This window comes from Streptomyces beijiangensis (assembly GCF_017315755.1).
GTDB classification, from domain to species: Bacteria; Actinomycetota; Actinomycetes; order Streptomycetales; family Streptomycetaceae; genus Streptomyces; species Streptomyces beijiangensis.
This window is the reverse complement of sequence record NZ_JAFLRJ010000218.1, coordinates 31,986-44,038: the sequence shown is the minus strand read 5'-3', so window position 1 is coordinate 44,038 and position 12,053 is coordinate 31,986. Positions and strand designations below refer to the sequence as shown.

Sequence of the window (12,053 nt, the reverse complement as noted above, 5' to 3'; positions counted from 1 at the left end):
CCGGGCGGTGGTGGTCGCCTGATTCGGGGGTTGACATGGCCACACAGAGCTCGGGGATGCGGGGGTTCGGATCTGCAGCCGCGGCTTGCCTGGCGCTCGCCGCTGCCGGGAGTTCGGCAGTACGCGGCGCGCGCCGGCGTCGGCACACCGAACTGATCCAGCAACAGCGTCTCCATTTCGACCTGCTGTGCAAGGCCATGGACGACCCGGGGCTGGCAGCTGTGCTGGACACCTACGACGAGGAGATTCCGTCAGAGGTCCAGCGGCAGTACCTCTTCGCCAATGCGCTGTACACCAATGCCCTCCTCGCCCACCGGGTCGGCATCGTGAGCCGCAAGGAGATGTTCGGATACCTTCGCGGGATCTTCCAGAACCAGATCTGCCGCGACTACTGGCTGGCCACGGAGCATCATCGCGCCACGCTCGACGCCACCTCGGACGAGGCCGAGATCGGACGGATGGTGGACAGCCTGCTCCGCGATCTGGACGAGTCGGAGGACGGCGGCTGGTGGATCGTGGGACAGCCGCCCGACGACTGAGGCCGCCCCGTGCGCCTGTTCGTCAACCTGACCACCTCACCCATTCCAGTGACCCAGGAACCGCCATCCGGCTCAACTCGCTCTGCGGCACGCTGAGTTGTGGCACCCCGGTGCCGATCTTGGGGCATTGGCGCGATACCGTTGCGCCCGATTGTCGCGACCGCGCCAGCCCCCGCATACTGAGGACCGGTATCCCTTGAAGATCGTGCGCCGCATCGGTGTCCCTCCCCGCGCTCGCGGCAGCCTCTCAGGGCAGAACTGCCCCGACCTGTTCGAGTTGAGCGACGGGAACTTCGCCGTGATCGGGACGGATGCCACCGCGGCACTCGACGGCGAACTGCCCGCCGACGCCTCGCGCGGGGACTACGAACGCATCGTGATCGTCTCCCGCGAGACCCTCATCCGTGCGAAGGCCGACATCCCCGACGCATGACCGTGCGGCTGTGGCCCGGCACCGCGACGGTGCCGGGCCACAGCGGTGTCAGGCCACAGCGGTGTCAGGCCACAGCGGTGTCAGGCCGCGGCCGGGACGGGGTGCGGCGGAACCGGCCCCACGTAACGCGCCGCCGGGCGGATGATTTTGGAGTCCGCCGACTGTTCCAGGATGTTCGCGCTCCAGCCGACCACGCGCGCCGCGCAGAACGTCGGTGTGAACATCTCGCGCGGCAGGCCGCACAGCTCCATGACCACGCCGGCGTAGAACTCGACATTGGTGTGCAGCTCGCGGCCCGGCTTGAGCTCCGCCAGGATCGCCTCCACCCGTGCCTCCACCTGCACCGCGAAGTCCACCAGCGGTCCGCCGAACTGCTGGGCGATGCCGCGCAGCATCCGCGAACGCGGGTCCTCCGTACGGTAGACGGGGTGGCCGAATCCCATGATGCGGTCGCCGGCGAGGACGCGTTCACGGATCCAGGGGTCGATGCGCTCCGGGGTCGCGATGGCGTCGAGCGTGTCCAGGGCCCGGCTGGGGGCGCCGCCGTGCAGGGGGCCCGAGAGGGCGCCCACCGCGCCGACCAGGCAGGCCGCCACATCGGCTCCGGTGGAGGCGATCACGCGGGACGTGAAGGTGGACGCGTTGAAGCCGTGGTCGATGGTGGAGATCAGGTACTGCTCGACTGCGCGCGCCCGCACCGGGTCCGGCTCCGAACCGGTCAGCATGTAGAGGTAGTTGGCCGCGTGGGGCAGGTCGGCGCGCGGCGCTACGGGGGCGAGACCCTGGCCGATGCGGTGCAGCGCCGTCAGGAGCGTGGGGACGACCGCGCAGGCCGCGAGGGCGTCGTCGGCGCGCTGACCGGGAGTGATGTCGTACACCGGACGGAAGCCGGCGGACGCCCCGAACAGGGAGAGCGCGGTGCGCAGACCGGCGAGGGGGCCCGATCCCGCACGGGCGATCGCCGGGAGCGCCTCACGGACCTCATCAGGCAGTGTCCGCAGCGCGGCGGTCCGTGCGGTGAACGCCTCGCGCTCGGCGAGGGAGGGGAGTTCGCCCTGGACCATCAGGTACCAGACGTCCTCGAAACTCCGGGTCCTGGCGAGTTCGACGGCGGAGTACTGGCGGTAGTGGTAGAAGCCCTCCGCGCCCCGTACATCGCCGAGTGCGGTCTCGGTGACGACTACGCCCGCGAGTCCACGCGGCGCCGGGGCCTGGGCCGGTGCTGTGGTGATCGACATCTGTTCCTCCCTGTTTCTTGATTCGACCATCCATGCTTGACTTAATACTTGTCAATATTGATTCAATCAATATGAGTACGGTGAGTATCGTGACGGATCATGGGTCGGAAGAACGAGTGGAAGATCGGCGGCTGACCACCAGGGAGGCAGCGGAGCGCCTCGGGGTGAAGCCTGAGACCGTGTACGCGTATGTGAGCCGCGGCCAGCTCTCCAGCCGTCGCGGGCCCGGCAGCCGGGGCAGCACGTTCGACGCCAAGGAGGTCGACGCCCTGGTGCGGCGCGGGCGGCGGGAGTCCTCGACAGGAGGCAGCGAGCTGTCGGTACGGACCCGGATCACGTTCATCGACAAGGACCACTACTACTTCCGCGGAGTGGACGCGGTAGAACTGGCGCGCACGTACTCCTACGAGGAAGTCGCCGAGTGGCTGTGGACCGGAGTGCTGCGGCCCGGCATCCGGTTCACCGCTCCCCCGGAAGCAGCCGAGGCGGCCCGCCGGGCCGTCGACGCACTGCCCCCGCACAGCGGCCCGACGGACCGGCTCCGGGTGGCGGCCGTCGCCGCCTCGGCCGCCGATCCGCTGCGGTTCGACCTGTCGGAGAGAGCCGTGCTCGCCACCGCGCGCACCCTCATCCCGACCCTGGTGACCGCGCTCCCCCTGCTCGGCACCGCGCACCACGGCGATGGACCGCTGGCCGCCAGAATCTGGCCCCGGCTGACCGTACAGCCTCCTGACGAGACGTCACTGCAGGTCCTGGACCTGGCACTTGCGCTGCTCATCGACCACGATCTCGCCGCGTCCACCCTCGCGGTACGGGTTGCGGCCTCGGCCCGAGCCCATCCGTACGCCGCGGTGTCGGCAGGTTTCGGCGTGCTCGAAGGCCCGCTGCACGGTGCGGCCAGCGGCCTCGCCCACCGGATGCTCGCCGAGGTCCTGCAGCGCGGCAGCGCGGCCCCCGTGGTCGCCGACCATCTGCGCACCGGCCGCCGCGTCCCCGGTCTCGGACACCGGATCTATCCGGGCGAAGATCCGCGCGCCCAGGCCCTGTTCGCCGCACTCGAAGAGATGGAACAGGCGGCCCCGGCGCTGGCCGCGGCGCGCGACGTGGTCGCCACGACAGCCCGCCACACCGAGCTGTACGCCAATGTCGATCTGGCCCTGGCCGTACTGACCGTGAGCTCGGGCATGCCCGCCGAGGCAGGCGAGACGATGTTCGCCGTGGCCCGCACGGCGGGCTGGATCGCGCACACACTGGAGGAGTACGGAGAGCGGCCGCTGCGGATGCGGCCCAGTGGTCAGTACACCGGACCGCGTCCGCCCCAGCCGCTCCCCTGATCAGGTCCGCAGCCAGACCGCGGTGTCCTGCGGAAGGTGTCCCGCCCCGTCCAGCGGGCCGCTGCTGAGCAGGACGGTGCGGTGGCCGGGGAGTTCGGCGGACTCCCCCGCGAGATTGACGACGCAGACCAGGCCGCCAGGCCGGCTGAACGCGAGGACACCGGGAGCCGCCGGCAGCCAGCGCATCGGCCCGTCCCCGAACCCCGCACCGCCGCGGCGCAGTTGCAGCGCCGTCCGGTACAGGTTCAGCATCGACGTCGGGTCCGCCGCCTGCAGTTCGGCGGCGTACCCGGCCCAGCCCTCCGGCTGCGGAAGCCAGGGCTCCGCAGCCGGCGGCCGGGCGGTCCAGGGCAACGGCACCCGGCACCCGTCACGCCCCGGATCGCTCCCCCCGGACCGGAAGTGCATCGGGTCCTCGATGCGGTCCAGTGGGATCTCCGCCTCCGGAAGGCCGAGTTCCTCGCCCTGGTAGAGATAGACCGAGCCGGGCAGCGCAAGGGAGAGCAGGGCCGCAGCACGCGCCCGGCGGGTGCCGAGCGCCAGGTCGGTGGGGGTCCCGTAGGTCTTGACCGCGAAGTCGAAGCCGCTCTCCTCGCGCCCGTACCGCGTCACCGTCCGGGTGACGTCGTGGTTGGCGAGCACCCAGGTGGCAGGCGCACCGACCGGAGCGTGTTCCTCCAGCGTCTCCTCGATGGTCCTGCGCAGCAGTCCCGCGTCCCAGGGGCAGGTCAGAAAGTTGAGGTTGAAGGCGGTGTGCAGTTCGTCGGGGCGCAGATAGCGGGCGAAGCGCTCGGAATCCGGCAGCCAGACCTCGCCGACGAAGACGCCGCCGTACTCGTCGGCGACCCTGCGCCAGGACCGGTAGATGTCGTGGAGTTCGTCCTGGTCGATGTACGGATGGGGGTCGCGCCCCTCGACGAAGTCGGGCAGCCCGTCCGCCTTGGCGAGCAGCGCCGCGGAGTCGATCCGTACACCTGCCACCCCTCGCTCGAACCAGAAGCGCAGCACGTCCTCGTGCTCGCGGCGGACCTCCGGATGCGACCAGTTGAGGTCGGGCTGTTCGGGGGCGAAGAGGTGGAGGTACCACTCGCCGTCCGCCACCCGCGTCCAGGTCTCGCCGGCGAACTGCGACGGCCAGTCGTTGGGCGGGAGTTCGCCGTTCTCCCCGCGGCCCGGACGGAAGTGGAAGAGCTCGCGCTCGGGGCTGCCGGGCCCTGCCTCCAGCGCCTCCTTGAACCAGACGTGCTGGTCGGAGACGTGGTTGGGCACGATGTCGACGATGGTACGGATGCCCAGCTCACCGGCTTCGGCGATCAGCTTCTCGGCCTCGCCGAGGGTACCGAAGGCGGGGTCGATGGTGCGGTAGTCGGCGACGTCGTACCCCCCGTCGGCGAGCGGTGAGAGGTACCAGGGGGTGAACCAGAGGGCGTCGACGCCGAGTTCGGCGAGGTACGGAAGTTTGGAGCGGACGCCCGCGAGATCACCGGTGCCGTCGCCGTCCGCGTCCGCGAAGCTGCGTACGTACACCTGATAGATGGCCGCCGAGCGCCACCAGTCGTCGGGAACGGATCCGGGGCCGGCAGGGAGAGGGGCTGCCACGTGAGGTCCTTTCGGGGAGGGGACGGTCAGCCCTTGAGGCTGCCTGCGGTCAGGCCGCTCATGATGTTGCGCTGGAAGATCAGGAAGATGATCAGAGTCGGGGCCGACGCCATCGCGAGCGCGGCGATCAGCCAGTTCTCCGGCACCCCCTGGGCCAGCGAGTAGATACCGACGTTGAGGTTCTGCTTGGCCGGGTCGGGGAGGGTGAGCAGCGGCCAGAGGAAGTCCTTCCAGACACCGACCACCGCGAAGATCGAGACGACGCCGAGGATCGGGCGGGAGATGGGCAGCACGACGGAGCGCAGGGTGCGCAGCGGGGAGGCGCCGTCGATGGACGCCGCATCGAGGAGTTCGCGCGGGATCGAGTCGAAGAATCGCTTCAGCAGGAAGATGTTGAAGGCGTTGGTGACGGACGGGAGCCAGATCACCCAGGGCGAGTTGATCAGATTGCGGTGGACGATCGGCACGTCGAGGACGGTGAGGTACTGCGGTACGACCAGGACCGTCGCCGGGATCATCAGCGTGGCCAGCATCATCCCGAGGATGACCTTGCCGAAGATCGGCCTGAGCTTGGAGAGCGAGTAGGCCGCCGCGACGTCGAAGACCAGCTGGAAGGCGAGGGCCCCGAAGGCGTAGTAGAGCGTGTTGAACAGGAGCTTGGACAGGTCCATCACGTTCCACGCGTCGCTGTAGTTCTTGGGGTGCGCGGAGTGGGGGAAGGCCGTGGGCGGTGACTGCGCGTACTCCTGGGCGGTCTTCAGTCCGCCGGTGACCATCCAGTACAGGGGGCCGAGGAAGATCAGGGTGAAGAGGAGGAGCACCACGACGAGTGCGCTCCAGTAGAGGAACTTGCCGCTGGGACGGCCCAGTTGGGCGGGCGATATGAGCGTGCGCTCTGCCATCGTCGTACTCCTGCTCTAGTCGTCGCTGTCGCGGCTGAGCCGGACGTACGCGGCCGAGAATCCGGCCAGCAGTACGAGCAGGACCAGGCCGAGCGCCGCCGCGCCGCCGTAGTTGTTGAAGTTGAAGGCGTACTGGTAGATGAGGTAGACGATGGTCGTCGTAGAGCCCTCCGGGCCGGCGCCGCCGGTCAGCAGGAACGGTTCGGCGAAGACCTGCATCGTCGCGATGATCTGCATCAGCAGCATCAGCGAGAGGATGAGACGGGTCTGAGGGATCGTCACGTGCCAGATCTTCCGGAAAATCCCGGCGCCGTCGAGCTCGGCGGCTTCGTACAGCTCGCCCGGTATGCCCTGGAGGGCGGCGAGATAGATGAGGGTGGCGCCCCCCATGTTCATCCAGGTGGCGGCGAGGACCACCGAGAGCATGGCGGTGCTGGTGGACTGGAGCCACTGCTGTTCGGGGAGGTGGAGGGCGTGCAGGATGCCGTTGAAGAGGCCGTACCCCGGGTCGTAGAAGTATTTGAAGAGAAGCACCGAGGCGACCGGCGGGAGCATCACGGGGAGATAGACCAGCAGTCGCAGATAGCTCTGGCCGTGCCGGAATTCATTGAGGACGATCGCGATGACGAACGGCACCACGAAGCCGAGCAGCAGGGCGAGGCCGGTGAAGAGGAGGGTGTTGCGCCAGGCCTGCCAGAACGCCGGGTCGTTGGCGATGTAGCGGAGATTGCGCAGGCCGACCCAGGTGGTCTTGCCGGCCTCGGTCTTCTGGAAGGCCAGCAGGACCTCGCGGACCATCGGGTACCAGGAGAAGAACGAGAAGCAGAGCACGGCGCCGATCAGGAAGCCGTGCGCCGAGATGTTGCGCCGCAGTGCGCGGGAGAAGGCCTCGCGCGGCGCGTGCGCGGGAACGGGGCGGTCGGGCCCTTCGGGCTTCGACGGGGTGCTGCTGGTGGAGAGGGTGGGGGCCGACATCGTCGCTCCTTGGTGCCGGGGTGCCGGGTGGGGAGCCGGGACGCTGAGGGTCCCGGCTCCCGTACGCCAGTTACTGGTTGGCCAGAATCTGGTTGACCTGCGTCTCGGCGGTGGAGAGCAACTTGCCCGCGTCCGCGTTCTTGTTGGTGAGGACGCCCGACATCACGTTGTCCAGGACCTTGTAGATCTCCTGGGCCTTGGGCGGCTCGGCCTTGCCGATGACCGGGTTGTCCAGGAAGGTACGGAAGTTATCGACCGGCATGGTCGCGTTGTCCGTCCGGGACTTGAGGTCGGTGGCCTTGGTGTCACCGGTCCAGAGGTTCGGCTGCGGCAGCCCCACGGGGAGCGCGTCGCTCTTGGAGCGCGCCCAGTCGAACTGACCCTTGCCGGGCGTGAGGAACTTGAAGTTCACCCAGGCGAGACCGGCCTTGATCTGGTCCGGGGTGCTGCCCTTCTTGAACATGTAGTCGTTGCCGCCGAAGAGCGTGGCCTTGCCGCCGGGGATCGGTCCCATGCCGAAGTTCTCGTACTTGGCGCCGAGTTGCTGGACCATGTACGTGATGTCGTCGGGGGCGGCGAGGAACATGCCGAGCTTGTCGGTGCTGATCTGCTTCTGCAGATCGCCCCACTTCAGCAGCTGGGTCTTGCCCATGCTCGAGTCGTCCCAGCGCATGGCCTTCAGATTGCCGACGATCTGCTTGCCCATGTCGTTGTTGAACGCGGCCTTCTTGCCGTCGGCGCTGACGATGTCGCCGCCGAGGCCGTACATGGTGGCGGTGAAGTGCCAGCCGCCGGTGTTGCCGGCGCTGTACTCGCCGTAGCCGGATACGCCGTTGCCGAGCTTGGCGATGGCCTTGGACGCGGCCCGCACCTCGTCCCAGGTGGTCGGCGGCTTGTTGGGATCGAGGCCGGCCTGCTGGAAGAGCTTGCGGTTGATGAGCAGGCCCATGGTGTAGTTGCTGGTGGGCAGCCCGTAGAGCTTGCCGTCCTTCTTGAGGACGTTCAGCACGTTGGTGTCGATGGAGGCTAGGGCCGGGACGGTCTTCGCGGTGACGTACGGGGTGATGTCCGCGGCGCCGTCGCTGTCCAGGACCTGCTGCAGGTCGGTGAAGTAGGTGTAGAAGACGTCCGGCTGCGACTTGCCCTTGAGGGCGGCGGTGAAGCGGGTCGGCTCCTCGCACTGGCCGGTCGTCGACTTACCGTTGATCGTGACGTTCGGGTACTTCTGGTTGAACGTCTTGACGTCCTCCTTCCACTGCCGCAGCTCGGCGGCCTTCGCGGCAGGAGGCATGCAGTCCATGGTCAGCGTGACCTTGGCCTTCGGGTCGAGCGGTGCGGTCGGGTCGGAACTGCCGCCACCTGATCCCTTGCTCCCGCTGTCGCTGCTGCTGGTGCCGCAGGCTGCGAGGGCGGTCAGAGCAAGCGCGGAGACGAGGGCGGCCGCGGCAGTGCGGCGGTGTGCTGGGCGGAACCAGGTGCTTCTCATCGGTGGTCCCCTTGAGGGCATGAGCGCGGGAAGCCCACAGCTGCTCGCTGTGCGGCGGCGCCACTCAACCACCGACATCACATGACCGCAAGATGTCGCGCAGATTCCGCAAATAGTTGACAGTTAGTGGGCTGTGCCGCGCGGCGCTTGCGCGGTCGAGCCGCGCACCACCAGTTCGGGCTCGAAGAGCAGCTCGTCGGAGGGGACCGCACGGCCCCCGATCTGCACGGACAGCAGTTCCACCGCGGCCCGGCCCATGGCCTCGATGGGCTGGCGGACGGTGGTCAGCGGGGGCTCGGTGCAGTTCATGAAAGCCGAGTCGTCGTAACCGACGACCGACACGTCACGCGGTACGGACAGACCCCGGCGGCGCGCCGCCCTGACCGCGCCGAGGGCGAGCGGGTCGCTCGCACAGATGAACCCCGTGACGCCTTGATCGAGCAGCCGGGTGGCGGCGGCCTGACCGCCTTCGAGCGAGAACATCGCCCGCACGATCCGCTCGTCCGGCAGTTCGCCGCCCAGCTCCTCGGCGATCTTCCTGGCAGCCGCGAGCTTGCGCTGCGAGGGCATGTGGTCGGTGGGGCCGAGGACGAGCCCGATGCGCTCGTGACCCAGCGAGGCAAGATGGCGCCAGGCCTGGTCGACGGCGACGGCGTCGTCGCACGAGACTGCGGGGAAGCCGAGGTGCTCGATGGCCGCATTGATGAGCACGACAGGGATCTTGCGGTCGGCGAGCACCTTGTAGTGGTCGTGCGGGGCGTCCGCCTGCGCGTAGAGCCCGCCGGCGAAGACCACGCCGGAAACCTGCTGTTCGAGGAGGAGTTCGACGTAGTCTGCCTCCGAGACCCCGCCCTTGGTCTGGGTGCAGAGCACAGGGGTCAGCCCCTGCTGGGCGAGGGCACCGCCGACGACCTCGGCGAAGGCCGGGAAGATGGGGTTCTGCAGCTCGGGGAGGACCAGGCCGACCAGCCGGGCACGCTCGCCGCGCAGCTGGGTGGGGCGCTCGTAACCGAGCACGTCCAGGGCCGACAGCACGGCCTGTCGGGTGGCGTCGGAGACCCCGGGTTTATTGTTGAGCACCCGGCTTACGGTCGCCTCGCTGACTCCAACTTTCCGTGCCACCTGCGCAAGTCGTCGCGTCATGCACGCAAGATTAGCGCAAGCCGTGCAAGTTATTTGCGTGACCCGGGAAATTTCCGGATGCGGCACCCCGCCCTTTACCGTCTTTACACATGAGCACCCGGCAGCCCAGACGGATCCGTATAGGTCTGCCCCAGCGTGTCTTCTCCCAGGTGCTGCTGATGCAGCTGGCCATCGCGGCCGGCGTCGCCGTACTGGCCACCGGCCTCTTCCTGCGCCCGCTCAGCGACCAGCTCGACGACCAGGCGATGCTGCGGGCGCTCGCCATCGCCAAGACCACGGCCTCACCGGAACTGGCCGAGGAAGTGCTCACCTCGAAACCGACGGTCGGCGGTCCCGTACAGAAGGCGGCCGAGCGGATACGGCATGCCACCAAGGCCGAGTACATCGTGGTGATGGATACCCGGGGGGTGCGCTGGTCGCACACCACGCCGAGCGAGATCGGCCGCGTTGTCTCCACCAGCGCTGCGAAGCCCCTGGCCGGCGACGACGTCATGGAGATCGACAAGGGGACGCTCGGCCGCTCCGCCCGCGGCAAAGTGCCCCTGAGGACCGCGGACGGCACGATCGTCGGCGCGGTCTCGGTCGGCATCGAGTACAACAGCGTGCGCGCACAGCTCGTCTCGGCCATCCCCGGTCTGCTCGCCTACGCGGGCGGTGCCCTCGCCGTCGGCGCGCTCGCCGCGTACCTGATCTCCCGCCGTCTCCAGCGCCAGACCCACGACCTGGCCTTCTCCGACATCTCCGCGCTGCTCGCCGAGCGCGAGGCGATGCTGCACGGCATCCGCGAGGGCGTCGTCGCCCTCGACGCGGGAGGCAGGATCCGGCTGATGAACGACGAAGCGCAGCGGCTCCTGGGACTCGGCCCCGAGGCCACCGGGCTCCCTCTCGACGAGGCGCTCGGCGAGGGCCGTACCGCCGACGTGCTGGCGGGCCGCGTGACCGGCGACGACCTGCTGACCGTACGGGGCCAGCGCGTCCTGATCACCAACCGGATGCCCACCGACGACGGAGGCGCCGTGGCGACGCTGCGCGACCGCACCGAGCTGGAGCAGCTTGGCCGTGAGCTCGACTCGACCCGCGGGCTGATCGACGCCCTGCGTGCCCAGGACCACGAGCACGCCAACCGTCTGCACACCCTGCTCGGCCTCCTCGAACTGGAGATGCACGAGGAGGCCGCGGAGTTCGTCACCGAGGTGGTCGGTGTGCACCGGGCCACCGCCGAGCAGGTCACCGAGAAGATCCACGACCCGCTGCTCGCCGCCCTGCTGGTCGGCAAGGCCACCGTCGCCGCCGAGCGCGGGGTCTCGCTGCGCATCACGGCCGGTTCGCTGCTGCCCGACCGGCTGGTCGATCCGCGCGGTCTGGTGACGATCCTGGGCAACCTGGTGGACAACGCCCTGGACGCGGCGTCCGGCTCACCGTCCGCACAGGTCGAGGTCGCCCTGCACACGGAGGGCCGTACGGCCGTTGTCCGGGTCAGCGACAGCGGACCCGGAATCCCCGAGGAGGAGCGTGAGGTGATCTTCACCGAGGGGTGGACGACCAAGAAGCTCCCGGCACACGGAAAGCGCGGCCTCGGGCTCGCGATGGTGCGCCGCTTCGCCGAGCGGCAGGGCGGCAGCGCGCGGGCCGGGGAGAGTGCGGACGGCGGGGCCGTGTTCAGCGTCGTACTCCCCGAGGCTCTGACCGAACCCGACCTCGCCCCGGCAGGAGAGCCGCGATGATCGACGTACTGGTGGTGGACGACGACGTCCGGGTCGCGCAGATCAATGCGGCCTATGTGGCCAAGGTGGCGGGCTTCCGGGTGAGCGCGACGGCGCACTCCGCGGCCCAGGCGCTGGCCAGTGTCGCCGCGCACCCGGTGGATCTGGTGCTGCTCGACCACTACCTGCCGGACGAGAACGGTCTCGCGGTCGTACGGGAGCTGCGCAGCCGGGGACTGCACCTCGACGTGATCATGGTGACGGCGGCCCGCGACATCGCGACCGTACAGGCGGCGCAGCGTCACGGCGCGCTCCAGTACCTGGTCAAGCCCTTCAACTTCGCCGGTCTTCGCACCAAATTGGAGGCCTACGCAGCGCTTCGCCGCACCCTGGACGGGGGCGGCGAAGCGGAGCAGGCGGAGGTGGACCGTATCTTCGGGGCGCTCTCGGCTGCGAGCTCGTCCGAGCTCCCCAAGGGGCACTCGCCCACCACCGCCGAACTGGTGCGCCAAGTGCTGCTCGGCGCCGAACGGCCTCTCTCCGCACAGGAGATCGCCGAGAGGTCCGGGGTCAGCAGGCAGACCGCCCAGCGCTATCTGAAGCTGCTGGAGCGCACGGGCCGGGTGCGGCTCAGTCTCAAGTACGGGGAGACCGGCCGCCCCGAGCACCGCTACGCCTGGGTCGCGAGCCTCTAGCAGACA

At 69.1% G+C, this 12,053-nt stretch carries 11 protein-coding genes; 5 read left to right on the top strand and 6 right to left on the bottom strand.

The window, feature by feature from the left end; all coding sequences use genetic code 11:
* Nucleotides 1-35: 35 nt before the first annotated feature.
* A complete protein-coding gene (locus J0695_RS22960) occupies nt 36-539 on the top strand; it encodes a DUF6082 family protein (RefSeq protein ID WP_206964206.1) in 504 nt (167 codons plus the stop codon).
* A gap of 196 nt (nt 540-735) precedes the next feature.
* Nucleotides 736-972, top strand: a complete 237-nt coding sequence (locus J0695_RS22955; protein WP_206964204.1) for a hypothetical protein — start codon at nt 736-738, stop codon at nt 970-972.
* Nucleotides 973-1,052: 80 nt separating this feature from the next.
* Here J0695_RS22955 and J0695_RS22950 read toward each other — a convergent pair whose 3' ends face one another.
* Entirely contained in the window at nt 1,053-2,210 is a 1,158-nt protein-coding gene (locus tag J0695_RS22950; RefSeq protein WP_206964201.1) for a citrate synthase/methylcitrate synthase, read from the bottom strand.
* A gap of 71 nt (nt 2,211-2,281) precedes the next feature.
* On the opposite strand from J0695_RS22950, the gene J0695_RS22945 reads away from it, so the two are divergent.
* A complete protein-coding gene (locus tag J0695_RS22945) occupies nt 2,282-3,544 on the top strand; it encodes a citrate synthase (protein ID WP_206964199.1) in 1,263 nt (420 codons plus the stop codon).
* Here the strand turns inward: J0695_RS22945 and J0695_RS22940 are convergent, their stop codons facing one another.
* From J0695_RS22940 to J0695_RS22920, 5 genes are all read right to left on the bottom strand, one after another.
* Nucleotides 3,545-5,143: a glycoside hydrolase family 13 protein gene (locus J0695_RS22940; protein WP_206964197.1), complete on the bottom strand. Its 1,599-nt coding sequence runs from the start codon at nt 5,141-5,143 to the stop codon at nt 3,545-3,547. It abuts the gene before it with no gap.
* A gap of 26 nt (nt 5,144-5,169) precedes the next feature.
* Nucleotides 5,170-6,045 (bottom strand): carbohydrate ABC transporter permease, encoded by an 876-nt coding sequence (locus J0695_RS22935; protein WP_206964196.1) that lies wholly within the window; start codon nt 6,043-6,045, stop codon nt 5,170-5,172.
* A gap of 15 nt (nt 6,046-6,060) precedes the next feature.
* Complete coding sequence (locus J0695_RS22930; protein ID WP_206964193.1) at nt 6,061-7,020, bottom strand: carbohydrate ABC transporter permease; 960 nt, start codon at nt 7,018-7,020, stop codon at nt 6,061-6,063.
* 70 nt (nt 7,021-7,090) lie between these two features.
* A complete protein-coding gene (locus J0695_RS22925) occupies nt 7,091-8,506 on the bottom strand; it encodes an extracellular solute-binding protein (RefSeq protein ID WP_206964191.1) in 1,416 nt (471 codons plus the stop codon).
* 123 nt (nt 8,507-8,629) lie between these two features.
* On the bottom strand, nt 8,630-9,649 hold the full coding sequence (locus J0695_RS22920) for a LacI family DNA-binding transcriptional regulator (protein WP_206964181.1): 1,020 nt from the start codon (nt 9,647-9,649) through the stop codon (nt 8,630-8,632).
* Nucleotides 9,650-9,738: 89 nt separating this feature from the next.
* Between J0695_RS22920 and J0695_RS22915 the strand changes: the two genes are divergently transcribed.
* Together J0695_RS22915 and J0695_RS22910 are read left to right on the top strand one after the other, a co-directional pair.
* Nucleotides 9,739-11,373 (top strand): ATP-binding protein, encoded by a 1,635-nt coding sequence (locus J0695_RS22915; RefSeq protein ID WP_206964179.1) that lies wholly within the window; start codon nt 9,739-9,741, stop codon nt 11,371-11,373.
* Nucleotides 11,370-12,047 (top strand): DUF7342 family protein, encoded by a 678-nt coding sequence (locus J0695_RS22910; protein WP_206964177.1) that lies wholly within the window; start codon nt 11,370-11,372, stop codon nt 12,045-12,047. Before J0695_RS22915 ends, J0695_RS22910 begins: the two co-directional genes overlap by 4 nt.
* The last annotated feature ends 6 nt before the right edge of the window (nt 12,048-12,053 follow it).

Bases quoted from the DNA above. Each gene is read 5' to 3' on its own strand.
- J0695_RS22920 (WP_206964181.1), bottom strand. From the start codon at position 9,649: ATGACGCGACGACTTGCGCAGGTGGCACGGAAAGTTGGAGTCAGCGAG.
- J0695_RS22950 (WP_206964201.1), bottom strand. From the start codon at position 2,210: ATGTCGATCACCACAGCACCGGCCCAGGCCCCGGCGCCGCGTGGACTC.
- J0695_RS22915 (WP_206964179.1), top strand. From the start codon at position 9,739: ATGAGCACCCGGCAGCCCAGACGGATCCGTATAGGTCTGCCCCAGCGT.
- J0695_RS22930 (WP_206964193.1), bottom strand. From the start codon at position 7,020: ATGTCGGCCCCCACCCTCTCCACCAGCAGCACCCCGTCGAAGCCCGAA.
- J0695_RS22945 (WP_206964199.1), top strand. From the start codon at position 2,282: ATGAGTACGGTGAGTATCGTGACGGATCATGGGTCGGAAGAACGAGTG.
- J0695_RS22960 (WP_206964206.1), top strand. From the start codon at position 36: ATGGCCACACAGAGCTCGGGGATGCGGGGGTTCGGATCTGCAGCCGCG.
- J0695_RS22935 (WP_206964196.1), bottom strand. From the start codon at position 6,045: ATGGCAGAGCGCACGCTCATATCGCCCGCCCAACTGGGCCGTCCCAGC.
- J0695_RS22925 (WP_206964191.1), bottom strand. From the start codon at position 8,506: ATGAGAAGCACCTGGTTCCGCCCAGCACACCGCCGCACTGCCGCGGCC.
- J0695_RS22910 (WP_206964177.1), top strand. From the start codon at position 11,370: ATGATCGACGTACTGGTGGTGGACGACGACGTCCGGGTCGCGCAGATC.